A 24,952-nucleotide genomic window follows, 5' to 3' on the forward strand; every position below is an offset into this window, starting at 1 on the left:
TAACGAGAATATTGAGGTTTGTGTGAGTTTTCTGCCGGTAAGTGACGTTCTGGAATCATTGCTTGAAGCACTGCGGCAATCGCCGACGGTATTGCTACAGGCTCCGCCAGGAGCGGGCAAGTCGACATGGTTACCTTTACGGCTACTTGAGCAATCTTGGCTACCCGGGCGGATTATTATGTTGGAACCTCGCCGGTTGGCCGCCCGTAACGTGGCGCAGCGATTGGCTCAGCAACGTAATGAATCGGTTGGTCATACTATCGGCTATCGCATGCGCTCAGAAAGCCTTACCGGGCCCGATACCCGCTTGGAAGTGGTGACCGAAGGCGTTTTGATTCGAATGCTCCAGCAGGATCCGATGCTGGAAGGCGTCTCGTTGATTATTCTGGACGAATTCCATGAACGTAGCCTGCAGGCCGATTTGGCCCTAAGCCTATCGCTTGACGTACAAAACGGCCTACGTGACGATCTCCGGCTACTGATCATGTCAGCGACGCTGGATAATCAAAAGCTTCAACAATTTTTACCCGATGCGCCGATGATTAATGCTGAAGGCCGCAGCTTCCCCGTAGCGCGAAATTACCTGTCGTTGCCCGCCAGTGGCTATTTTGAAGAGAAGGTTGCCGTAGCCGTCAGGCAGTTGCTCAGCCATCACCAAGGTTCAATGTTGCTTTTTCTGCCCGGAGTGGCAGAGATTAAACGAGTTTATAACTATTTATTAGTTAACCTGCCTGACAGTATCGATCTATGCCCGCTGTATGGCGCGCTGTCATTAGCTGAACAACAAAAAGCGATATTGCCTTCAGCGCCGGGCCGTAGAAAAGTGGTGCTGGCGACCAATATTGCTGAAACTAGCTTAACCATTGATGGTATTACGCTAGTGGTAGACAGCGGGTTGGAGCGGGTTGCCCGTTTCGATGCCAAAAGCGGGATCACCCGATTAATAACCCAACGTATATCTAAAGCTTCTATGGTTCAGCGCTCGGGCCGTGCCGGGCGGCTATCGGCCGGTACTGCCTGGCATTTGCTGGCTAAAGAGCAGGCTGAGCGCGCGGCGGAGCAGGGCGAGCCTGAAATTATGCAGGCTGACTTATCCGTTGTGCTGCTTGAACTTCTCCAGTGGGGATGCCGCGATATCAGCCAAATGCGCTGGCTAGATCGGCCACCAGCAGCATCGGTTAGCGCGGCGCAGGCCTTACTGACTCAGCTTGGGGCCGTTGATAATGAAGGCGCGTTAACCACCTCGGGTCGTCAAATGGCGGAGGTTGGCTGCGATCCGCGTCTGGCGGCGATGATCGTCTATGCCCGAACTCAGGGCCCGGCGTCTGTGGCTACGGCCTTGCTACTGACGGCGATTATCGAAGAACCGCCAAGAACCGGCGTGCGTGATATCGGCTACTGGCTGACTCATCCGCAGCCGCAGTGGATTAAACGTGCCAAACAGCTGGGGCAGCGTTTACGGGTGCCTAACGTGGGCGCTGAGCCGGATGAAATTCCCTTTCTGCTGGCGGTCGGCTTTTCCGATCGCATCGCCCGCAAACGTGGTGAAGAAGGGCGGTATCTGTTGGCTAACGGCGTGGGTGCTCAGTTGGATACCGAAGATGGACTATGCCGTAACGACTGGCTGGTTGTTGCCAGCCTATTGCAGGGCGCTAATAGCCCAGATGCCCGCATCTTACTGGCTTCAGCGTTAGATCCTGATGCGCTGGCTTTGAGACTACCCCGCCTGATTCACCAACAAAGTGCCATCGAATGGGATGAAGAAAAAGGTACACTGCGCGCATGGCAACGCCAGCAAATTGGGCGTTTGGTATTAAAAGCCGCGCCGTTGGCGAAACCGTCAGAACAGCAGCTGCATTCCGCGCTGCTGGATTGGGTCAGAACTCAGGGCATTGATGCCTTAGGCTGGGACGACGATGCGCTTCAGCTGCGCACTCGGATTATGCGCGCCCATGGCTGGCTGCCCGAAGATTCATGGCCGGATGTTAGCGACGACGGGCTTTTGGCTTCGCTGGAGAAATGGCTATTGCCCTCCTTTAGTAAGGTCCGGGATATTAAAACCCTCAAACAGGTTAACCTATCGGAAGCGCTCGGGCGTAGCCTCGACTGGCAGCAACGACAGCGGCTGGATAAAGCGCTACCCACTTCCTACTGTGTGCCAACCGGATCGCGGTTGCCTATCCGTTATGATAGTGAACGCCCACCCGCTTTAGCGGTCAGACTGCAGGAAATGTTTGGTGAGAAGTCGACGCCGTCAATCGCTGACGGGCGGGTATCGTTAGTGGTTGAACTGCTATCTCCGGCACACCGGCCGTTACAAATTACTCAGGATCTGGCCGCGTTCTGGCAAGGTGCCTATAAAGAAGTGCAAAAAGAGATGAAAGGGCGTTATCCAAAGCACGTTTGGCCTGACGATCCGGAAAATGCCACGCCAACCCGTAAAACGAAACGCTTTCAAGGCGGGTAACATTGGGTTACCAGAATCGCAAATGACTGTCGGTCTGAATCGTTCAATTAGGGTACAATATACGGCGCTGGCGTTAGACTATATCGGTGATATGACAACAAAGTCATGCCGGTCATAGGGTTAAATAATTTGTGTTACAGGAATCAAGATGAGAGTAGTAATGATGTCGGGAGAAATTCATGGCTCGTAGAAAGGCAAAACCTCGTAAGTCAGGTGGTTTACGCCGTTTTATCGGTTTAATCATTAAATTGTCGATTGTCGCCATTGCGTTGCTGGCGTTTTATGGCATTTATCTTGATTCGCAAATTCGTAACCGAATTGACGGAAAAGTCTGGCAGTTGCCAGCGGCGGTATATGGCCGGGTGGTTAACCTTGAGCCGGGCATGTCCTACAGTAAAAAAGAGATGATCGATTTACTCAATGGCATGCAGTATCGCATCGTATCTAAAATTACGCGCCCCGGTGAATTTACCGTTCAGGGGGACAATATCGACCTGTTGCGTCGTCCGTTTGATTTTCCAGACGTTAAAGAGGGGCAAATTAATGCCCGTATGGAGTTCAATAGCAACGGCCTGTCGCGCATTCTGAATTTGGACACCGGCCGGGAGTTTGGTTTCTTTCGCTTGGATCCTAAGCTGATTACCATGCTTCAGGCGCCGAATGGTGAACAGCGCCTGTTCGTGGGAGGCAAAAATTTCCCTTATCCGATGGCCGATACCCTGATCGCCACCGAAGACCGCCATTTCTATGAGCATGACGGGGTTAGCCTTTATTCTATTGGCCGCGCGGTGGTGGCTAACATTACTGCCGGTAGAGCGGTGCAGGGCGGCAGTACGCTCACTCAGCAGCTGGTTAAAAACTTATTTCTGACCAACGAACGCTCGCTCTCGCGTAAGCTGCGTGAAGCCTACATGGCGATCATTTTAGACGCTCGTTACAGCAAAGAGCGCATTCTCGAACTGTACATGAACGAGGTCTATTTGGGGCAGAGCGGCGACGACCAAATTCGTGGTTTTCCGCTGGCCAGCCTCTATTACTTTGGCCGACCAATTAACGAGCTGAGCGTTGACCAACAGGCGATGCTAGTGGGCATGGTGAAAGGTGCGTCACTGTACAATCCGTGGAGAAATCCGGATATCGTGCTTGAGCGACGTAATCTGGTGCTACGTTTGGCTCAACAGCAAAACGTTATCGACCAAGAACTGTATGACGTATTAAGCGCTCGGCCGTTAGGCGTTCAGCCTAAGGGTGGCGTGATTACGCCACAGCCTGCCTTTATGCAACTGGTTCATCAGGAGCTGAAAGATAAGCTCGGCGATAAAGTGGAAGACATGGCCGGCGTTAAAATTTTTACAACGCTGGATCCTGTTTCTCAGTCAGCGGCTGAAAAATCTATTGAAGAGGGTATCCCGGCTCTTCGCGCAGCCCGTAACGTGAAGGACTTAGAAACGGCAATGGTGATTGTCGACCGTTTTAGCGGTGAAGTTCGTGCGGTTATTGGCGGTTCTCAGCCTCAGTTTGCCGGTTACAACCGCGCGTTGAACGCCCGTCGGCCAATCGGCTCTTTGGCTAAGCCACCAACTTATCTGGCCGCCCTGAGTGAACAGAACGTTTTCCGACTGAACACCTGGTTGAACGATCAGCCATTGGCATTAAAGCAGCCGGGAGGAAAACTCTGGCAGCCGCAGAACTACGATCGCGAGTTCCGCGGGCGTGTGATGTTGGTAGATGCTCTGGCTAACTCATTGAACGTCCCAACGGTGAATCTGGGGCTAGATTTGGGGCTAGATAAAGTGAATTCAATGCTGGTGCGTTTAGGCGTTCCGGCATCGTCAATCACCATGGTTCCTGCGATGCTGCTGGGTTCTACCAGCTTAACGCCAATGGAAGCCGCGCAAATGTACCAAACCATTGCCAGCGGTGGCCAGCGTGCTCCGCTGTCGGTTCTACGGTCGGTCATGGCGGAAGACGGTTCGGTAATGTATCAAAGCTTACCGCAGGCCCAGCGGGTGGTTGAACCTCAGGCCGCCTATCTGGCCCTATACGGGATGCAGCAGGTGGTTGAGCGCGGCACGTCTCGTTCACTGTCGGTTAAATTTCCTAATTTCCATCTGGCGGCGAAGACCGGTACCACCAACGATTTACGCGACAGCTGGTTTGTGGGTATCGATGGTAAAGAAGTGGTGATCACATGGGTCGGGCGCGACAACAACGGGCCAGCTAAGCTGACCGGCGCCAACGGCGCATTGACACTGTATCGCCGCTATTTAGAAAACCAGACTCCGCTATCGTTGAATCTGGTACCGCCGGAGCACATTGCGTTGATGAACGTTGACGCAGACGGTAACTTTATCTGTGGCGACGGTGGCAATCGTAGCTTACCGGTCTGGACTGACAATCCTCAGAACCTGTGCCAGCAATCGCAGCCTGCTCAGCCTGAATCACAGCAGCCGCTGAATGAGCAAAAAGACGCTGACGGCGTTGCCGGCTGGATTAAGGATATGTTTGGCGGAGGCTAAACGTAAGCTGAATTATTGCTATCAATGATTAAAAGCCACCTGAGAAGGTGGCTTCAGACTGATGATAAAGTGGTTTAATTGGATTTCATCGCAAGTTTCGTCCGCGAAAACAATGTCGAAATATTATCTTTTCCTAGCGGCCGAGGGGCGGTGTTTTTGAGTGTGTCGGGCTCCGGGCCTAGGATTCCTAGGGGCGCTCCGGCTGGCAAGCCAGCTACGACCCCAACGGGACCCTCTCCCTCCGATTAGCTATTTTTAAGACCAAACCATTAACCATTGGGTTTGTCAGTAGTCTGAAAAGCCACCTGAGAAGGTGGCTTTTTACCTTAACTTATCCGATCTGGCTTAGGCTACGCCGGGTTAACCGGTATGACCGTTTCACTCGGATAACAGCCCAATACCTTCATCGAACGGGTTATTGGCGTGAGATCCTGTAGTGCCGCCTGCATATTGGCTGAGTTAAGGTTCACTTGCGTATCAATGTAGAACATCTCTTCCCATGGGTTGCCGTTGATCGGGCGTGATTCGAGCTTAGTCATAACGATATTGTGGTTACGCAATACCAGCAAAGCCTCAACTAGCGCGCCTGACTGCTGGCCGGTGGCCAAAATAATAGTGGTTTTTGCCGGTATCTGCGGGGCCACTTCAACGGGTTTGCGCGCAACGATAATAAAGCGGGTGATGTTCTCTTTCTGGTTAGCCAAACTGTGCTCTAACACCTGAAGTTGATACAGCGCACCGCCCGGTTCGCTGCCCAGCGCTACGGCTTTCGGCGATTTCAGACTGGCGACTTTTTCCATCGCCGCCGACGTGCTTTCACAATACTCTATTTTCCAGTTAGGAAAACCATTCAGATACTGGCTGCACTGCTGGAACGGTTGGGGATGGCTATAAACCACTTCGATCTGGCTTAAATCAGTCTCGATCGACGAGAGCAAACAGTGATTAATCGGATTGGTTAACTCACCGACAATAAACAGGTTGGTTGACTGTAGCAGATCGTAAACTTCGTTGATTGACCCTGAACTGGTGTTCTCAATGGGTAGAATACCGTAGTCAGCCTGACCAATTTCAACCTGCTTGAAAATATCGTCGAACTTATTACAACCGCACTCTATAAGGTGATCGAAATGCCGGGCTGCATACTGACGGGCTGCAAGGTGAGAGTAGGAGCCCTTAGGACCAAGAAATGCCACTCTTGCAGTGCGTTGGGTATCCTGATTGATGTGCTGCTGTAGCAGGGCCTGCTGAGTAAGAACGGAATCTTCAATAATCACCTGAAACAAACGGGTAATGTAGTGCCCATCGAGGCGCTGTTTCTTACCCGCTTCGACCAATGCCTTGAGTAAGTCGCGCTCGCGCTCTTTATCGCGAATTGGCAGGTGTGACGATTGCTTAGTTCTGGCGACGTCTAACGCTAAGTCCCTGCGTTCGGCTAATAGCTCTAGCAGCTTAAGGTCCAGTGCGGTAATTCGTTCTCTTAGCCCTAACAACGGGTTATCGCTCATGATGTTGTGTCACCTTTATTGTTATTAAATCCAATAAAAAAGCCCCCCTTTGGGAGGCTTGAATGTTCGTCTTCGCTTTATTTCTACTCTTTGCAGAGCTACGGACGAATTGCCTCCCGGTCAGGGGACGCTAAAAAAGAAAGCGAAGAAAAACGATAGAAGTTTCATTAGATCGTAATATTTCCGTGTTGAATGACCCCTAACTTAACCGCGGGGTTTTGATCCTGTCAATAAATATTGTTTTATTGGCGAGCTTTCGCGCAAAGAGAATGGGCAAAAAAGAATGAAGAGGGCTGAGCGTTGATTCTGCAATTCATTTTATCTGCCACAGCTGGGGTATGTGACGTTAACAACAAGGGGTAGGCTTTGCGGGCCTACCCCTTGGATATCTGAACGGCATAAACCGGGCTTAGTTCACTTTAACCGGTATACCTGCACGTTCTTGAACGGCCTGTTCTACTACAGTATGGCTTACGCTGGAGTCAGCGGTAATATTAGTGATGCCTGCGTTAAGCGTAATTGGAACCGGCGTTTCGGATTTTAGCTGCGCTTCGTTTACCGATAGCGGGTTGTGAACTTCAATATAACGAGAGCCGTCTGGCTCAACCGTGGCTTTGACCGACTCATTGATAAACTGAACGCGGGTACCAACGGGCACGTTGTCAAACAGATATTTGATGTCGTCATTACGTAAACGTACGCAACCGTGACTTACGCGCAAACCGATACCGAAATTGGCGTTAGTACCATGAATGGCATACAGGCGGCCGACGTATAGCGCATACAGCCCCATCGGGTTATCTGGACCAGCTGGAAAGACGGCAGGTAGAATTTCACCGTTTGCTCTGTATTCTTCATGCATTTTTGCAGTCGGAGTCCAGGTCGGCCCGGCTTTTTTACGTTCAACTTTGGTGATCCAGTCAAACGGCGTGTCTTTGCCCAATTGACCAATGCCGATTGGCAAAACGATAACCTTATTCTGGCCTTTCGGGTAATAGTAAATTCTCATCTCAGCGCTGTTAACGATGATGCCTTCACGCGGAGTATCAGGCAGAATCAACTGCTGAGGGATGATCAGCATACTACCGGGAACAGGCAGCAGGACATCAACGCCCGGATTGGCTTCTAACATGTTGCTCAGGCCCATTTGATATTGGGCAGCAATATCTTCCAGAGGCTGTTTACTGTCTTGAGGAATAATCAGGTTGATGTTTTCCCCTACCAGGCGGCTGTTACCTGCTGGTAGTGGATATTCAACGGCAAAGGCTGTTTGGCTGAAGGCGACAAGCGCCAGAGATAGTGTCAATAACGCGCGAATATTCATTTTTATCTTCGTGTTGGAGTGTGGCTGCACTGGCAGTAATCTTACAAATTATATCTGCTGTTAGGCAAAGAGGGAACAAATACACGCATTAATGACATATCTTGGATTGTTTGAAGCCAATTGCAGAGATAAAAAAACGCGCCCGAAGGCGCGTTATAAAATGCTATTTGAATATTAATCTTCTTCTGGTAGCTGCAAATTGGCTTCTTTAACGCTGGCCTCAGCGCGCCGGGCTTCGCTCTTATGCTGTACTTTATTCAGTTGCCGTTCGAGCTTCATAATCAGCTCATTGATAGCGGTGTACATATCCTCATGTTTGGCGCTTGCAACCAGCGGGCCATTTGGCGTAGTAATTGCGGCATCAGCCATAAAACCTTTGGGCTCTTTTGATAACACAATATGCGGGTTGATTAACTGAGCCTGCCATTTCTCGAGTTTTTTAAGACGGTCTTCGACGTGAGCACGTATTGCTGGGGTAATGTCCATTTGTTTGCTAGTAATATTTAATGTCATATAACTTACCTCTTAGTCAATTGCCGTCAGATATGAAGCCAGAATACCGTTGTTGCTAAACTATTGTGTGATAGCGATCACATCTCTCCACTCCTCAAAACAAAGCTAACAGAAGTGTGATTGGCATAATAGTTTATGACTTCTAGCTTGTATTTTGAGTATAGCTCAAGCACTATCGTTGGTTGTGCATATCGAGTGGTTTTGTACAAAAATTAGGCTAATTATAGTATTCTAATCAATAAGTTCCTGCATCAGCTCCTTTCCAGACTACTTTTTATTTTCCATCGATTTTAATTGCCTAATCAGTGCCGATTTTTAGCTATGCTTAAAGCCTGACCTTTGTTCTGACGTGCACCTTGCTTCCCCTTGACCCATTCCAATAATCAACCAATAATGTCACTTCGACTCGGGGTGCCTTGCGTATAAATTTTTGCGCTAGGCTGAGATCTTACCCGTATTACCTGATCTGGATTATGCCAGCGTAGGGAAGTCACGGTTTCCAACCGGAACCGCCTTCTTAAGCGCCGGTTGGGAGTCTTATGAGTTCATCTGATTTGCTTCACAACCCCGTTCATTTACCTTACTCCGTAGCCGCTTATTGGCTGTCTCAACTGCGTGAGAAATCGCCGCTGGTTCACTGCCTGACCAATCAGGTAGTGCAGAATTTTACCGCCAACGTACTGCTGGCCGTCGGGGCTTGCCCTGCGATGGTAGTAGCTAAGCAGGAGGCGGGGGAGTTCAGTGCGATTGCCGGTGGTTTACTGGTTAACGTCGGGACGCTCAATGACGTTCAGGCTGAAGCCATGGAGTTAGCGGTTTCTGCGGCCAATATTGCCGAGGTTCCTTGGGTTCTCGACCCGGTTGCCGTCGGAGGGCTAGGCTACCGAACGGATTTCTGTCGCCATCTGCTATCGCTAAAGCCAACGGCCATTCGCGGGAATGCCTCGGAAATTATGGCGCTGGGCGGGTTTTCCTCCTCTGGACGTGGCGTTGATAGCTGCGATGATTCATTAACCGCGTTACCGGCAGCCATGGCGCTGGCGCAAAGTAGCGGTGCCGTCGTGGCGGTAACCGGTGAGATCGATTACATAACCGATGGCAACATGTATTACGCCTTACCGTTTGGCGATGTGCTGATGACCCGCGTAGTGGGTACCGGCTGCGCGTTATCTGCGGTAGTGGCCGCATTTTTGGCTAGCGGCGTTGAAAACCGCCTTGAGCAGGTGGCCTCTGCCTGTATGGTGATGGCGATTTGCGGCGCTGCCGCCTCGGTGGCATCCTCAGGACCAGGCAGCTTTACGCCGTTATTCCTTGATGGGTTATATAACCTTCGGCCTGAACAACTGGTAGGTAAAATGCGATGAGAATTAACGCATTAACTATTGCCGGTACCGATCCGAGCGGCGGCGCAGGTATTCAGGCCGATTTAAAAACCTTTTCGGCGCTGGAGGCGTACGGCACCAGCGTGATTACCGCGCTGGTGGCTCAAAACACCCAAGGGGTTCAGTCGGTTTACCGCATTGAGCCTGAGTTCGTTTTCGCCCAGCTGAGTTCTGTACTGAGCGATGTTCGGATTGATAGCGCGAAAATCGGCATGCTGGCCGAGTCTGATATTGTCAATACGGTGGCCGATGCGCTGCTGCGTTATCCGATCCCCTATGTGGTATTGGATACGGTGATGGTGGCTAAAAGTGGCGATCCGTTGCTGGCGCTGGACGCCGTCGATGCTATCCGAAAACGCTTGCTGCCCATTGTTTCATTGATCACCCCAAACCTGCCGGAAGCCGCCGCTCTGCTGGAGACCAATATGGCCACAACCGAGCAGGAAATGCTGGAACAGGGTAAGGCATTGCTGGCCATGGGATGCGCTGCGGTACTGATGAAGGGCGGCCATTTAAGCGAATCAGAAAGCCCCGACTGGCTGATTCTTCCTGACCAGACGTTACGCTTTAGCGCGCCCAGAATAGCAACCAAGCACACGCATGGTACCGGTTGTACGCTTTCTGCCGCTCTGGCTGCGCTGCGCCCCCGCTATAGTAACTGGGCGCAAACGGTTCAGGTGGCCAAAGACTACTTGCAGCAGGCGTTGGTTATGGCCGATTCTTTGGGCGTAGGGCATGGAATCGGGCCGGTACACCATTTTCACCGCTGGTGGTAATGAGTGAGGTGGTATGGTTTAGACAATAGCAGGGCCGCGGAGACAATCCACGGCCCTGTCTTGGCATCATTGATACCCGCACCGGATGCTAGTTTGTAACTTAGCTTTTAACTTCGGCCTGCGCGACTGATTCACCGATACTAAACCGATCGCTTGCCGCCATCGCCAGAGTGGTATCGATCATACGATTGGCAAAGCCCCATTCGTTATCACACCAGACCAACATTTTAACCAGATGATGACCGCTGACTCGGGTTTGAGTGCCGTCGACGATGGCGCTGTGCGGGTCGTGGTTGAAATCACTGGAGACCAGCGGCAGTTCGGTGTAGTCGATAATGCCGCGGAATGAGCCCTGAGCGGCGTGTTCCAGCAGGCGGTTAACCTCCTCGACGTTAACCGGGACTTCTAAGGTCACGCTGAGGTCGATGGCGGTAACGTTTATGGTTGGCACGCGAACTGAAATCGCTTCGAAACGATCGCAAAATTTTGGGAAGAAGCGGGTGATCCCCGCCGCCAGCTTGGTATCAACCGGAATGATCGATTGGCTGGCTGCACGGGTACGGCGCAGGTCCTCATGGTAGGCATCGATTACGGGCTGGTCGTTCATAGCGGAGTGAATGGTGGTTACCGTGCCTGAGCGAATGTCAAAGGCGTCGTCTAACAGTTTGATCACCGGGATAATACAGTTGGTGGTACAGGAGGCGTTAGAGACAATCCGATGCTCCGGGCGCAGGCTCATGTGGTTAACGCCGTAAACGATGGTGGTATCTAAATCGTGCGTGCCCGGGTGAGAGAACAGCACTTTTTTGGCACCGGCGGCGATATGGGCTTCACCATCGGCACGACTGCCGTAAACGCCGCTACAGTCGAGAACAATATCAATACCGGCAGATTTCCAGGGTAAGCCTTTAATTTCTTTCTGATGAAACAGGCTAATGGCGTCACCGTTAACCCAGAGGGTTTCGCCCTCCTGACGCACGCTGTGGCCAAATCGCCCATGGCTTGAGTCGTATTTTAACAGGTGGGCCATACCTTTAGGATCGGCCAGTTCATTAATTGCCACCACGCTGATATCAGCATTGCGGCCGGATTCATACAAGGCGCGTAAAACGCTGCGACCTATACGGCCAAAGCCGTTTATTGCAATACGGATTGTCATTGGGCTCCTTGGTTATTCGTTGCTATGGCGGACGGGTAGGATAATGCAATGCGTTATCTGGCGTAAGCCCCGGGATCACAATAACGTCAGGCTAGCGCGGCATTTTTATCAGAAGTTGAGGGGCTGTGGTAGCTTTGCCTGATGTATGCTCTCTGGATATTTCATTATTGAGTTACATCATTGGTAACTCAATATTGAGAATCACTTTTCTTAAAACTTATTAAAACATCAATTGTTATTAGCAATGATCTATTTTTATTGGTTTTTATTCTTTGTGTAATATCCTGCAGTTTCTAATAATTTTAGGGAGTCAGGGTATGAACTGATTATTTTTCAATTGATACGTTTAAATATGGCCGCTTCAGGCAACTTTATATTCTATAGCTATACTTAAACCGCATTTATTGTACTTATTTATCGGACTTACTAAGGATTATTACATGAAAAAATTATTAATTGTGTCACTGTTGGCTTTTTCTATGGTGCCAGTTATGTCATTTGCGGCAGACGATGCGGCTACGCATGATGCAGCAGTGGTTAAGCATGAGCAGGCAGCAGCGGATCATAAAAATGCTGCAGAGATGCACAAGAAAGCCTCTGCATCACACAAAGCTAAAAAAACGGACGAAGCTAAAGGCCATGCAGCTAAAGCCAAAGAGAGTTCAGAAAAAGCGGCTGAATCATCAAAAGAAGCTCATGTAGCAACACAAGAAGTCGCTAAATAAAATATTTCTTTTGCATTGATTAAATTTTCAGGCGTTAATTGTTACTCACATTGTGAATGGCAATTAACGCCTTTTTTGTCAGTTTTTTAATCGCAAGAATAAATGCGGATTGGAGATAAGGAAATGAAATCCTCTTTTTTGGCCGTGGTAGCTCTGTTAGCGTGCGGATGTCATAATGACCTTGGTGTTACTGGCTGCCAACATATTAACGATCGACCTATTTATCGCTACGACCCTGAAACTAAAATCTCTAATCGAGACTATCGGCAAGAGCGAATTCGCGATCAAGGGGCGTGCGATAACTCTACTGACCAAGGTGCCGTTTTTGGCCAGTGAGCCATTGTTATTTAAATCTTCAGCAAACCCTTTATCCAATAAGCCGCTATCGATTAACCAGCCTAAGTGAAAAACCGCTGTAAACTTAGGCCTGAATCACCTTTAGTCACTCTCTTTTTCGCAATATCCCTGAGCAGGTAGCTCCACTCCGTCCATCCAAGCTTTGGCGTCGCGCATGGCCAAACGGCCCTCAACAAACCAGCGTATCACCAAGGGGTAAATACGGTGTTCCTGAACCTGAACTTTACCAATTACGCTGGCTTCGGTGTCGCCGGTGGCCAGTGGAACTCTGGCCTGTAGGATAACCGGGCCACCGTCGAGTTCTTCAGTAACAAAATGCACCGTGGTGCCGTGTTCTGAATCACCGTTGGCTAACGCCTGAGTATGAGTATGAAGGCCGGGGTATTTCGGCAGAAGGGAAGGGTGAATATTCAATAGTTTGCTGCGATAGCGGCTAACGAACGCCGGGCTGAGGATCCGCATATAGCCAGCCAGCACGATTAAGTCTGGCTGATAGCCGTCGATGCGCTCGGCCAGCGCCAGATCGTAAGCCGTGCGGTCAGCAAAGTTTTTGGGCTCCACCACTTCAGTCTCAATACCCGCCTGCCGGGCGCGGGTTAGCCCGTAGGCCTGTGGGACATTGCTAAATACGGCGCGAATGCTTCCTTCAATCGCGCCGCTTTGGCAAGCATCAATGATGGCCTGAAGGTTAGAACCACTGCCGGAAATCAGCACAATGATATTTTTCATTAGCGGATAACGACCTGCTCATCGGATGATGACGCATTGACTTTGCCAATTTTCCACGCGACTTCACCGGTAGCGTTCAACTGAGCAATAGCGCTATCGGCACGGTCTGCCGGTAGGGCGATAATCATGCCAACGCCACAGTTAAAGGTGCGGTACATTTCGTAGCGGCTAACGTTACCGGCCTGCTGTAGCCAATGAAACACGTCTGGCCATTTCCAACTGGATTCATCAATATCAGCCTGCGTTCCCTGAGGTAACACGCGCGGAATATTCTCCCAGAAACCGCCGCCGGTGATATGGGCAATGGCGTTAACTTCGATTTTCTCAAGCAATTGTAAAATGGATTTAACGTAGATTTTGGTAGGTGCCAGTAAGTGGTCGGCTAAGGATTTACCCGCCAACTGAACGGTTAGCGGATCGGCCTTGCTGACTTCCAGAATTTTACGCACCAGTGAATAACCGTTAGAGTGTGGCCCGCTGGCGGCCAGTGCGATCAATACATCACCTTCACCGACTTTACTGCCGTCGATAATCTCTGACTTTTCAACTACCCCGACGCAAAAACCGGCTACGTCATAGTCATCTCCGTGATACATCCCCGGCATTTCAGCGGTTTCACCGCCGACTAAAGCACAGCCTGACTGTTTGCAGCCTTCGGCGATGCCGGTTATTACGCTGGCAGCGGTATCGACATCCAGCTTACCGGTGGCGTAGTAGTCTAGAAAAAACAGCGGCTCAGCGCCCTGAACGATCAGGTCGTTAACGCACATGGCAACCAAATCAATACCGATAGTGTCGTGGCGTTTTAAATCCATGGCTAAGCGAAGTTTAGTGCCAACGCCGTCGGTGCCGGAGACTAAAATGGGTTCACGATATTTTTGTGGCAGCGCGCAGAGTGCTCCAAACCCGCCGAGTCCGCCCATCACTTCAGGGCGGCGGGTTTGCTTTACAACACTTTTGATTCGATCGACTAAAGCATTACCTGCATCAATATCAACGCCGGCATCTTTGTAGCTTAGAGAGGTTTTATCGGTCACTGCGGATTCCCCGTAGGTAGGTGATTTTAGCCAGAAACGCGCTAATTCTATCAGTCATGGCAAACGTTTGCCTAGGGTTATTTACTCACCATAAACCAAGAGAATTGATGATATTCAGTTTATCAGTTAAACCCGTTGTGGCTACAATATAGAGCGATTGAATATTGGTTATTACGGCGTAAACGCCCTGAACGACGTTGGTCATGCGCTGTTAGCCAAGCTGTTTTAATGAGTCATCATAGAGGGAAAATTTCTGGAATCCTGCTCGGGCCGTTCAGTGAATAGATTTGAAGGCCGCTGGCGGCATTATTTGAATGTTCTATCGCCTATTATGATCTTAATCATGCATTTCTTTGCCACAGCATCGTCAATATCAGGTATAATTTGCCGATTTTTTTGAGAACAGTGCGCCATTTTGCGATATGGGGAAAATAAAGAAATGAAAATAGTCGTAGTCAAACACCCGCTGGTTAAACATAAAATTGGCCTGATGCGCGAAGAGGATATCAGCACTAAACGTTTTCGTGAATTGGCCTCTGAAGTCGGTAGTTTACTGACCTATGAAGCAACGGCCGATTTAGAAACTGAAAAAGTAACTATTGATGGCTGGAACGGCCCGGTAGAGATTGAGCAAATCAAAGGTAAGAAGATTACCGTTGTTCCTATTCTGCGTGCAGGACTAGGCATGATGGACGGCGTACTGGAGCATGTTCCAAGTGCTCGTATCAGCGTTGTTGGCGTTTATCGCGATGAAAAAACGCTGCAGCCTGTGCCTTATTTCCAAAAGTTAGTTTCCAATATCGAAGAGCGTATGGCGCTGGTGGTTGACCCAATGCTGGCAACCGGCGGTTCTATGATCGCCACTATCGATTTGCTGAAAAAAGCCGGCTGCCACTCCATTAAAGTATTAGTACTGGTTGCTGCGCCTGAAGGTATTGCCGCGTTAGAGAAAGCGCACCCGGACGTTGAGCTATATACCGCTTCTATCGATCAGGGGCTGAATGATAAAGGTTATATCATTCCCGGATTAGGCGATGCGGGCGATAAGATTTTTGGTACTAAGTAATTTAGTTAACGTTTTGCTATAACAAGGACGTTGTTATAAAAGCAATATTTATATCCGGCGAGCCGTGCGGTTTTATGGCTCGCTACCGCTAAACCATCGGGGCCGGATTGCCCGCTAGCGGTTGTGATAAGCTACGATAAATAGGTGCTGAATATGTCACGTTACAGCTATTTCTTAGCCGCAATATTCACTCTTTCTATATCGGCTCCCGTCTGGAGCAATGAAGCACCGGTCAGCAATGCCAATAGCAACGCAAACAGTCGTGAAGTTGCCAGCGCGCTGGGCGGTATTACCAATAAAACTTTTTCTTTAGCGGACGCGCCGGTATTAAAAGTCGCTTCTTTTAATATGGCTGCCGGTAAAGTCAGTAAGATGACCGAGATAGCTAATGCTATTAAGGCCATGAACGTTGATATTGTGGCGCTGCAGGAAGTCGATAAGCTAACGGCCCGCAGTGGGAACATCGATCAATTGGCCGAGCTGATGAAGCTGACCGGTATGTACGGCGCTTTTGGCCGGGCGATTGATTTTGACGGCGGTGAGTACGGCGTCGCTTTCTTATCTAAATATCCAATTAGTGATTCAGTGGTTTATCCGTTGCCTTCAGGGCAGCGTGAACAGCGAATCGCGTTTACGGCCAACGTTGCCGTTCCCGGTTTTGCTGCACCAATCACCGTAATTAATGCGCACCTAGACACCAAAGAAGACCCGGCTATGCGCTTAGAGCAGGTCAGGGAACTTAACGATCGCACCATTGAAATTCGCGGTATTAAGCTACTGTTTGGTGATATGAACGATGTGCCACAAAGCGTGACGTGGCGCGAGTTGAGCCGTTACTGGAATGACATTCAGCCGGAAAATAAAGATGGACGTAGCTGGCCGGCAGAAAATGCTGAGATAAAAGTAGACTATATTTTTACCGGCAATGCACAGCGCTGGCATTTGGATCGCCTGACCATTCCGAACGCTACCGGCGAATGGCTGGGTATCAACTGGCCGTCCGTTAGCGATCACCTTCCCTTGGTGGCCGAGCTAAGGATGACCGAACAATAGAATATAAAATGGGCGACTGGATCGTCCATTTTTATGGCCGTTGGTTGGCGGATTTTACCGCCAGCTAACGAGTAAAACGTAGTCAATAGGTAGAACATAATAAGTACGTAATGCCGTAAGCAAGGAGTTCCGAAGCCGCTGGTTTCAGGCGTCGGATGAAAACACAATCATCATTTAAAACTAGAGGTTTATTCTATGCAACAGCCGTCAATGACCGGCGCACAGCCGCCTACCTGGCAAAATATTTTGGTGGGTGCACAAATGCTGTTTGTCGCGTTTGGTGCGTTAGTACTGGTACCGCTGATCACTGGATTAGATACTAACGTGGCGCTGTTTACCGCCGGTTTTGGAACCCTGCTGTTCCAGATTTGTACCAAAGGTAAAGTGCCGGTCTTTTTAGCCTCTTCTTTCGCTTTTATCGTTCCGATTCACTACGGAGTTCAGACCTGGGGAATTCCGGCAACCATGGGTGGGTTATTGGCTGCCGGCGTGATGTATATGATTTTTGGCGGGCTGATTAAGCTACGTGGTTCAAGGGTTATTGAAGCCTTACTGCCACCGGTAGTTACCGGACCGATGATTGCGATTATCGGCCTGACGCTGGCGCCGGTCGCAGTCAATATGGCGCTGGGTAAGAGCGGCGACGGTAGCGCCGTTGTTGTGGGTAGCTATAGTACCGCGCTGTTTATTTCTATGTTATCCCTGCTGACGACCTTGCTGGTCGCGGTGTGGGCTAAAGGAATATTCCGTCTGATTCCAATTCTGTCGGGCATTGTGGTGGGTTACCTGACCGCGTTGGCGATGGGGCTGGTTGACTTTAAACCGGTTCTGGATGCGCCGTGGTTTTCGATACCGCACTTTACTACGCCAGAATTCCAGTGGCAGGCCATTCTGTTCATGCTGCCGGTGGTTATCGCCCCGACCATTGAACACGTTGGCGATATTATGGCCATCAGCTCTGTTACTGGTAAAGACTATGCCAAAGACCCAGGTTTGCACCGTACTCTGGGCGGTGACGGGCTGGCGACTTCTGCAGCCGCTTTATTGGGCGGGCCTCCGTGTATCACCTATGCAGAAGTTATTGGTGCGGTAACCTTGACCCGTAACTTTAACCCGATGGTCATGACGTTCGCCGCCTGCTGGGCGGTGTTTATGTCTTTCATCGGTAAAATTGGCGCTTTCCTCAATACCATTCCTTCTGTGGTCATGGGCGGCATTATGGTGCTGTTATTTGGTTCGATTGCGGCAGTCGGTATCAATATTCTGGTTAAGAATAAGGTCGACCTGTCGGCTGCGCGTAACCTGTGTATTGTATCAATCGTACTGGTCTTCGGTATTGGCGGAATGGTATTTAACTTCGGTGAATATTCTCTGCAGGGTATCAGCCTGTGCGGCGTGATTGCGATTGTTCTGAACCTGATCCTGCCAAAAGCGCCGGTTCATGATTCAACCCATTCAGTACATTGATCCTTTAACCGGCAGCGCTCTGCGTTGCCGGTTCTCCCGAGGATCCCTCTGTGATAGACTGCTCCGGTTTTTCGATCTTCTAGGTTTGAGGTGTTTCTGAATACGTCGACGCAGCTATCTTTTCCTCTTTATCTTACTGATGATGAGACTTTTGCCAGTTTTTATTCTGGCGAAAATGCGTCGTTACTTGCGGCCGTTCATTCTGCGCTGATGCAGGACCACAGTACCTATATCTATTTCTGGTCCGGCGATGCAGGCGGTAAAAGCCATTTATTACACGCAGCCTGCGCTGAGCTTTCTCAAAAAGGAATGGCCGTTGGCTATGTTCCACTGGATAAGCGGGCCTATTTTGTGCCGGAAGTTCTGGAAGGTATGGAGCATTTGGCTCTGGTATGCATCGATAATATTGAGTGCATTGCCGGTGACGAACAGTGGGAAATGGCAATCTTCAATTTATATAATCGTATTCTTGAAACCGGATTTACCCGGCTGCTTATCAGCGGCGATCGTCCGCCCCGCCAGATCGATTTATCACTCCCCGATCTAGCTTCCCGGCTCGACTGGGGGCAGATTTATAAACTTCAGCCGCTGTTAGACGATGACAAACTTCAGGCATTAATTTTGCGGGCTAAGCTGCGCGGGTTTGAACTACCGGAAGACGTCGGACGCTTTTTGCTTAAACGCCTCGATAGAGATATGCGTACGCTGTTTGCTACGCTCGATCGTCTGGACAGCGCGTCAATTACCGCTCAGCGTAAGTTAACCATTCCGTTTGTAAAAGAGGCGCTGGAGCTGTAGCTGGTGCCAGCGGTAATCACTGGTTTAGAGTATTTCCAGCACCCGCTCAGGCGGGCGTCCTAAGCGAGCGTTATTGCCAGCAATAACGATAGGGCGCTCGATAAGTTTTGGATGTTCAACCATGGCGGCGAGAAGCCGGGCTTCTGATGCATCCGCCAGAGTTAACTCTTGGTATAAATCCTCTTTAGTCCGGATTAGCTGACGGGCAGAATCAAAACCAAGCTGTTTGAGCAAGTTCTTAATCGCCGCCTCGTCTGGCGGCGTTTCCAGATACAGTACGATATTTGGTTTGATGCCCTGCGCTTCAACCAGCGCCAGCGTTTCCCTGCTTTTAGAACAGCGAGGGTTATGATAAATAGTGACGTTCTTCGTCATACGTTATGCACTCCTGCTTTGCCGTTTAAGACTTCTCAAACTGTTTGAAGCGTTGCTGTAGCTGGCGCAACTGATCGATTCTGGCGTCATAGCGCGCCTGTTCGAGGCTACCGATTTTAGAGATAGAACTGGCCGATGTCAGCATGCTGATGGCCTGATCTAAGCGACCCACTAACGCCATGCTTTCTGCTCTGGCTGAAAGTTCTTCTGCACGAAGCCCTTGGTCAGCATTGGCTTTAGTCAGTAGATCCCAACCGTTTGGATCTTCAGGGTTAGCGTAGGTGTAGCGGTAAAGCAGCTTAGCGGCCTGCACCGGCTGGCGGCCCTGAAGGTAGGCATTGGCCAGATTCAGCTGCAGTACCGGATTAGCCGACTGGCTTTTTATTGCCTGTTCTAGCCGCCTGATAGCTTCAGGAGCTCGATTTTGTTCAAGATCGATATCCGTCATCAGATCCAAAAACCATGGGTTATTTGGCTGTTGAGACAATAATGGTTGTATCAGTGCGCTGGCTTGGTCGTACTGTTTGGCCTTATAGCTGATAATTGCCCGACCATATCTTGCGGCTAGCTGCTCTCTGTCCGTTCCCTTTGCGTAGGCGTCCAGCATTGTGGTATCTAGCCCGCCAAGGCCGCTGTACATGCCCATGATACGAAACTTAGCGAATAAATAATCTTGTGATGAAGGGACATTTTTGTGGCCCATTTGGCTGGCTCGACTACGGGTGTCTGACATCCGGCTATCGGGTAATGGGTGAGTTAGCAAGATTTCAGGCGGTTTGCTGGCATAACGGTATTTATCAGCCAGTTTTTGCATAAAGTCAGGCATGCCCATTGGGTCAAAACCGGCCCGCTGTAGAACTTTAATACCAATACGATCGGCTTCTTGTTCATTCGATTGGGTAAAGCTAATCATGCCTTGCTGAGTACCGGCCAGCGTGGTGCTTAGCGCCGCCATGCCGGCCTGAGGATTAGCCATGGCCAATAGGATCGATCCTAATGCGCCAACCCAGGTTAATGGCGCATTGCGCTGCTGCTCTTCCATCGCTCTGGCTAAGTGCCGTTGGGTGACGTGAGAGATTTCGTGAGCCATGACGGAAGCCAGCTGGCTTTCGTTATCGGTTTCACGGAACAGCGATGAGTGAAGAACAACGTTTCCGCCAAAAAAGGCGAAGGCGTTAATATCATCATTTTGAATCAGATAGAAATGAAATGGGGTGCGAACGGTATCGGCTTTGGAAACCAATCGTTGACCAAGGCTATTTACATAAGAGGTCAGCAGCGGATCGTAAATCAGCGGAGCGCCGGAACGCAACTGACGAACATAAAAGTCACCCATCACCAATTCTTGGTTGATGGTCAACGTTCCCCCGGCGGTGGTGCCGATATCGGGTAAGTCGGTAGTCGTATCAGCCATCACCATTGGAATAGCGGCAGGAAATAGTAGCGAGCTGCCTAATAGGGTGACGAGCAATGATTTACGTAGGCCAGTGGACATAATGGTTTTGGTTCCAGACGTTAGCGTTTAACTTTAACACCTTTCGTACCAAGCATATTTTCTTAATACGGCTCTTTTAAGCAATAGCGTATCAACGGTTGATACGCTATTAAGATAGGTGTAACCCATTGATGTAAATATACTCTTATTGTCATTTCTTTTTCCAGCCTAAATAGCCGAACGGCCTGAAATGTTATCGTTACGCGGCGCGTTTGTTGCTATTATAGCGACAGTTCTGATGTACAGCCGCTCTGAATTGGAAATTAACAATAAATTGTCATTGTTATGTTGTATCTACGCTGGATTACCAAGGGCGTTTCCCTTTGAGCGTTCAGCAATTCATAGCACTTCAAAACGTAGACAATCATTTTTGCATTTTGTCCCGTTTATTTTGCCCTTGCTATAGGGTTATTGAATTTAAACCCAGCGCTGAATTAAATATGCCGTTGCTGAGTTGGTTCATTCCGGAGGTTGTTATGCTGGATATGTTGTTACGTTGGTATCGCCGACGTTTCACCGATCCCCAGGCTGTTGCTCTACTGATTATTTTAGCGGTTGGCTTTGGTATCATCTATTTTTTCCACGATATTCTGGCTCCGTTGCTGGTGGCTATCGTTCTGGCCTATTTACTTGAGTGGCCGACGGTTAAACTACAGAAAATGGGGCTATCCCGCGGTTTGGCCGTGGGGGGCGTTTTGATTTTATTCTGCGGGGTTGCTTCACTGGCGGCGTTAGTCGTGATGCCGGCAGTATGGCAGCAGGGCGTTAACTTACTGGTTGATTTGCCTAAAATGTTGAATAAATTCCATGACTATGCCGCAACGCTGCCAGCCCGGTATCCTGCGCTGATGGATGCCGGTATTATCGATTTGTTCGCTGAAAATTTGCGAACCAAGCTAATGGGCATGGCTGAGTCAGTAGTCAAGTATTCAATGGCATCGCTGGTTGGTTTACTGACGCTGGCAATTTATCTGATTTTAGTGCCGTTAATGGTGTTCTTTTTACTCAAAGATAAAAAGCAGATGCTGTCCGCTTTTCGCCGAGTCCTGCCCCGTAACCGCGGTTTGGCCAGTAAGGTTTGGATTGAGATGAATCAGCAGATCACCAACTACATTCGTGGCAAAGTGGTCGAAATTGTCATTGTGGGCGTGGCGACGTATCTGGTGTTTTGGGCGATGGATATGCGTTATTCGCTGCTATTGGCGGTGTTGGTCGGGATTTCGGTCTTGATTCCTTATATCGGGGCGGTATTAGTGACTATCCCGGTGTTCATCGTGGCGCTGTTTCAGTGGGGGCTTGGGCCTGATTTCTGGACCTTGTTCGTTGCCTATCTAGTGGTTCAGGGGTTAGACAGTAATTTATTGGTGCCATTCTTGTTCTCCGAAGCGGTGAACCTGCATCCGTTAGTGATTATTCTGTCGGTGGTCATATTTGGAGGCCTGTGGGGCTTCTGGGGCGTGTTCTTTGCCATCCCACTGGCGACGCTGGTTAAAGCGGTGATGCACGTATGGCCTGATGATTTAATCGCCGAAAATTTAGATTAAACGCTTTTGTCCGAGTTGAATGATTCGGCAATGCGGTAAAAATAAGGGCTATCTGTTTACAGATAGCCCTTAATTGTATTTATAGCTAAAGTCATTATCTAAAGGCCCGCCATTATCCATGGCGGGCCGGTTATATCACAACGGTCAGAACTTATATTTAAATCCTACGGTTAACGCCGTATCGCTGTAGCCCTCATCACCCATTTGCTGAGCCACGTTGGTCCACAGATTAACGTGCTTATTCAGTTGGCCTTCGGCCCCCAGCTTCAGCTCGCCCACGTTAGCGTTGCCCGCTTGCTTGACCGCCACGCCGTCCAGCACGGCACCTGCCTGCTCCGAGTTATGCAACCAGTTGGCTTCGGCATACACGGTAAATAACTTGTCTTTACCTTTGTCGCCGTCGCTCACGCCATCACGGGACAGCTTCACGCCCAGACGAGTCTGCACGTTGTTGTTGCCATCTGACGTCACGCGGGTGCCGTTGATCTCACGGTGGTCATCGGCTTTGATACCGCTCCAGGTGATTTGCGCCTGTGGTGTCACAAACACCTGACCGTTCTCACCCTGATAAACCGGGAGACGATAGCCGCTTTCAACCGAGGCGCTCAGGCCACTCATATCGTAGCTTTCGCCCGATAGCTGCTCGCCGTGTACCTCAGCGTCCAGCAGGCTGTACTGCACCCAGCTGTCCACATACAGGCCGTTCAGGGTGTTGGCATCCTGATACCAGGTGGCATAAACGCCGCCGCTGTAGCCGTCAACCCGGCCTTTGGAGCTATAACCGCTGTGGCTATTCCCGCTCTGGCTGTCTGACTGGCCGTAGCCCAGCATCACGCCCACGCCTAAGCGGTCGTTATCGCTGAACTGCGTCTGCGCCACTTCACCGCCGCCCTGAATCACATAGGTGTTGGTGGCGGTTTTAATCTGACCGCTGGTGTCTCTGAACTTAGTACGGTTGCCCACCTGACGTAACCACATGCTGGAGTTCTCTGCCCGGCCTTCACGGTCTTCTAAGCGCAGGTTAAACAGTTTACCGGCTGCGGCCATATTGGCCATATAGCTACCGGCCTCAGGGCGAATAACGTTATTCGCTGGCGTCGGGTTAACCGGATTGAACGGGTCAGCTGGATTAGCCGGGTCAGGTAACTGAGAACGCAGATACCAGCCGCCGTCGTTCGGTGTTGCAACACCGCCCTTATTCAGGAAGTACTCATAAGCTCCGGCTACCGCACGGTTATTGAGCGTAAAGGTACCGTTAGATACACCGCCGACCCTCACTACTTCAATCCCGTTCACCGTCTGGTCACCGGCACCGTTGACGTTGTTGACAACAACGCCGGTATTACCGGAGGTATCGCCGGTGATAATTAACTTATCGGTCGCCGAGCTGTCATCGCCTAAGGCGGTGTTAACCACGAGCGTGCCGCCGCCGGTATAGTCACCGTTGACCGTCAGGGTATTGCCAGTCTGGCTGCCTGCCAGTTGGATAGTGCCGCCGTTGGTTAGTGCACCGATATTCTGGTTACCGGCCGCGGCGCCCGCATAGCCGCTTAAGGCATTGAGTGACGCAACGGTGCCCTGATTGTTGACCGCGCCAACAACGTCGCCCAGTCCGCTCAGCGTACCGTTAGCCAGTACGTTAACCTGAGCACTGCCCGATAGGGTACCGGCTGAGCCGACGGCGTCACCGATAATCAGTTGACCCGCATCAACGGTGGTGTTGCCGGTATAGGCCAAATCATGGTTAACCACGAGTTTGTCTGTGCCTTGCTTAACCAGCGCGCCGGTACCGGTGATAGCGTTTTCCAGTTCCCACAGGCTATTGGCGGTCAGATACGTCACGCCGTCGTTGGCAATGGCTGAACTGCCTAAGTGCTTCTGCTCTGACGCCCGTAATGCCGCGCCGGTTTCCACCGTGAACAGGCCGCTGAAGCCCGCGTTATTGCCAGAGACCGTCAGGTCAGTGACGTTTTGAACGGTCACTTCACCCGCACCGGCCAGCGATTTGCTCAGGTTGGTGCTATTACCGGACAGCGGGTTGATATTGACATTCAGACGGTCGCTCGCGGTGGCAACGGTGATGGTGCCCAACGTTCCCAGACCCTGTGCGCCGTCTAAGGTAGCCAGTGAGGTATTGGACAGCGTCACGTCACCGGTATAACCGGCGTTAGCGCCGTTCACCACCAATTCACTGCCAGACACGCGCAGTTCACCCGCACCGCTCAGGGTGCTGTCAGCGATGGTTCCGCCGTCAGTCACACCGGCAGCGCGCTGGGTATCACTAATCGTCAACACGCTGCCCGTAGCCAGCGTCACGGACGCGCCGCCAACGGTATTTAACGCCCCCACGGTCTGGCTGTAGCTGCCTGCGCCGTCAGCGGTGTTAAACGCGGCCCCGTTGTTAACGGTTAAGTTAGCCGTATTGCCCAGCACGTGATTATTCGCCATCACCAGCGTACCGTTACGCACGGTGGTGTCACCGGTGTAATTGTTCAGCTGGTTAGACAGGCTAACGGTTTGAGTACCGGCTTCGATGGCTACATCACCGCTGCCGATGACTTTAGCGCTCAGGTCAGCCGCCTTGCCGGTCGCACCCACGTTTGGCGTCAGAATTAACGCATTGGCCGCCGTACCCTGCAGGTCAAGCTGGGTCAGACC

The 24,952-nt window shown here is 50.6% G+C and carries 19 protein-coding genes, 1 pseudogene, 1 riboswitch and 1 other annotated feature; of the genes and pseudogenes, 11 read left to right on the forward strand and 9 right to left on the reverse strand.

What is annotated here, in order from left to right:
• Positions 1–22 precede the first annotated feature (22 nt).
• Both hrpB and mrcB read left to right on the forward strand, forming a co-directional pair.
• Positions 23–2,467, forward strand: coding sequence for an ATP-dependent helicase HrpB (gene hrpB, locus GVI43_RS11195; RefSeq protein ID WP_159566945.1), 2,445 nt, complete (start codon positions 23–25; stop codon positions 2,465–2,467).
• Positions 2,468–2,655: 188 nt separating this feature from the next.
• Positions 2,656–4,986: pseudogene (mrcB, locus tag GVI43_RS11200) on the forward strand (bifunctional glycosyl transferase/transpeptidase); the annotation flags it as partial.
• A 350-nt stretch (positions 4,987–5,336) separates the two neighbouring features.
• On the opposite strand, the gene pheA reads toward mrcB, so the two are convergent.
• The 3 genes from pheA to raiA form a co-directional block, all read right to left on the reverse strand.
• The gene (pheA, locus tag GVI43_RS11205; RefSeq protein ID WP_159566947.1) at positions 5,337–6,494 is read right to left on the reverse strand and encodes a bifunctional chorismate mutase/prephenate dehydratase; all 1,158 of its coding nucleotides are present in this window, start codon (positions 6,492–6,494) and stop codon (positions 5,337–5,339) included.
• A 32-nt stretch (positions 6,495–6,526) separates the two neighbouring features.
• Positions 6,527–6,663: a sequence feature (Phe leader region), on the reverse strand.
• Positions 6,664–6,903: 240 nt separating this feature from the next.
• A complete protein-coding gene (locus tag GVI43_RS11210; RefSeq protein ID WP_170324329.1) occupies positions 6,904–7,824 on the reverse strand; it encodes a L,D-transpeptidase family protein in 921 nt (306 codons plus the stop codon).
• A gap of 168 nt (positions 7,825–7,992) precedes the next feature.
• A complete protein-coding gene (gene raiA, locus GVI43_RS11215; protein ID WP_159566949.1) occupies positions 7,993–8,331 on the reverse strand; it encodes a ribosome-associated translation inhibitor RaiA in 339 nt (112 codons plus the stop codon).
• Positions 8,332–8,728: 397 nt separating this feature from the next.
• Positions 8,729–8,836: riboswitch (TPP riboswitch) on the forward strand.
• Positions 8,837–8,885: 49 nt separating this feature from the next.
• Here raiA and thiM point away from each other — a divergent pair.
• Positions 8,886–9,695, forward strand: coding sequence for a hydroxyethylthiazole kinase (thiM, locus tag GVI43_RS11220; protein ID WP_425482146.1), 810 nt, complete (start codon positions 8,886–8,888; stop codon positions 9,693–9,695).
• Positions 9,692–10,489 carry a bifunctional hydroxymethylpyrimidine kinase/phosphomethylpyrimidine kinase gene (gene thiD, locus GVI43_RS11225; RefSeq protein ID WP_159566951.1) on the forward strand — a complete coding sequence of 266 codons (798 nt, stop codon included), beginning with the start codon at positions 9,692–9,694 and terminating at the stop codon, positions 10,487–10,489. Before thiM ends, thiD begins: the two co-directional genes overlap by 4 nt.
• Before the next feature lie 100 nt (positions 10,490–10,589).
• Here thiD and epd read toward each other — a convergent pair whose 3' ends face one another.
• Positions 10,590–11,648, reverse strand: a complete 1,059-nt coding sequence (gene epd / locus GVI43_RS11230) for an erythrose-4-phosphate dehydrogenase (RefSeq protein ID WP_159566952.1) — start codon at positions 11,646–11,648, stop codon at positions 10,590–10,592.
• Positions 11,649–12,088: 440 nt separating this feature from the next.
• Between epd and GVI43_RS11235 the strand changes: the two genes are divergently transcribed.
• Together GVI43_RS11235 and GVI43_RS11240 are read left to right on the forward strand one after the other, a co-directional pair.
• On the forward strand, positions 12,089–12,373 hold the full coding sequence (locus GVI43_RS11235; protein ID WP_159566953.1) for a hypothetical protein: 285 nt from the start codon (positions 12,089–12,091) through the stop codon (positions 12,371–12,373).
• A 123-nt stretch (positions 12,374–12,496) separates the two neighbouring features.
• Positions 12,497–12,709 (forward strand): hypothetical protein, encoded by a 213-nt coding sequence (locus tag GVI43_RS11240; RefSeq protein WP_159566954.1) that lies wholly within the window; start codon positions 12,497–12,499, stop codon positions 12,707–12,709.
• A gap of 102 nt (positions 12,710–12,811) precedes the next feature.
• Here the strand turns inward: GVI43_RS11240 and purN are convergent, their stop codons facing one another.
• Both purN and purM read right to left on the reverse strand, forming a co-directional pair.
• Positions 12,812–13,459, reverse strand: coding sequence for a phosphoribosylglycinamide formyltransferase (gene purN / locus GVI43_RS11245; RefSeq protein ID WP_159566955.1), 648 nt, complete (start codon positions 13,457–13,459; stop codon positions 12,812–12,814).
• A complete protein-coding gene (purM, locus tag GVI43_RS11250; protein WP_159566956.1) occupies positions 13,459–14,496 on the reverse strand; it encodes a phosphoribosylformylglycinamidine cyclo-ligase in 1,038 nt (345 codons plus the stop codon). Before purM ends, purN begins: the two co-directional genes overlap by 1 nt.
• 439 nt (positions 14,497–14,935) lie before the next feature.
• On the opposite strand from purM, the gene upp reads away from it, so the two are divergent.
• The 4 genes from upp (at position 14,936) to hda (ending at position 18,880) form a co-directional block, all read left to right on the forward strand.
• Positions 14,936–15,562, forward strand: a complete 627-nt coding sequence (upp, locus tag GVI43_RS11255) for a uracil phosphoribosyltransferase (RefSeq protein WP_159566957.1) — start codon at positions 14,936–14,938, stop codon at positions 15,560–15,562.
• Between the two features lie 153 nt (positions 15,563–15,715).
• Positions 15,716–16,615, forward strand: a complete 900-nt coding sequence (locus GVI43_RS11260) for an endonuclease/exonuclease/phosphatase family protein (RefSeq protein WP_159566958.1) — start codon at positions 15,716–15,718, stop codon at positions 16,613–16,615.
• A gap of 195 nt (positions 16,616–16,810) precedes the next feature.
• On the forward strand, positions 16,811–18,082 hold the full coding sequence (locus tag GVI43_RS11265; protein ID WP_159566959.1) for a uracil-xanthine permease family protein: 1,272 nt from the start codon (positions 16,811–16,813) through the stop codon (positions 18,080–18,082).
• A gap of 90 nt (positions 18,083–18,172) precedes the next feature.
• A complete protein-coding gene (gene hda / locus GVI43_RS11270; RefSeq protein WP_159566960.1) occupies positions 18,173–18,880 on the forward strand; it encodes a DnaA inactivator Hda in 708 nt (235 codons plus the stop codon).
• Positions 18,881–18,904: 24 nt separating this feature from the next.
• On the opposite strand, the gene arsC is transcribed toward hda, so the two are convergent.
• Entirely contained in the window at positions 18,905–19,255 is a 351-nt protein-coding gene (gene arsC, locus GVI43_RS11275) for an arsenate reductase (glutaredoxin) (protein WP_159566961.1), read from the reverse strand.
• Between the two features lie 25 nt (positions 19,256–19,280).
• Positions 19,281–20,750: a beta-barrel assembly-enhancing protease gene (bepA, locus tag GVI43_RS11280; RefSeq protein WP_159566962.1), complete on the reverse strand. Its 1,470-nt coding sequence runs from the start codon at positions 20,748–20,750 to the stop codon at positions 19,281–19,283.
• A 476-nt stretch (positions 20,751–21,226) separates the two neighbouring features.
• Between bepA and GVI43_RS11285 the strand changes: the two genes are divergently transcribed.
• A complete protein-coding gene (locus GVI43_RS11285) occupies positions 21,227–22,294 on the forward strand; it encodes an AI-2E family transporter (RefSeq protein ID WP_159566963.1) in 1,068 nt (355 codons plus the stop codon).
• 144 nt (positions 22,295–22,438) lie between these two features.
• On the opposite strand, the gene GVI43_RS11290 is transcribed toward GVI43_RS11285, so the two are convergent.
• Positions 22,439–24,952: autotransporter outer membrane beta-barrel domain-containing protein (locus tag GVI43_RS11290; protein ID WP_159566964.1), on the reverse strand; the 2,514-nt coding region annotated here is incomplete at its 5' end.

The organism is Budvicia diplopodorum (genome assembly GCF_009800925.1).
Classification (GTDB): domain Bacteria; phylum Pseudomonadota; class Gammaproteobacteria; order Enterobacterales; family Enterobacteriaceae; genus Budvicia; species Budvicia diplopodorum.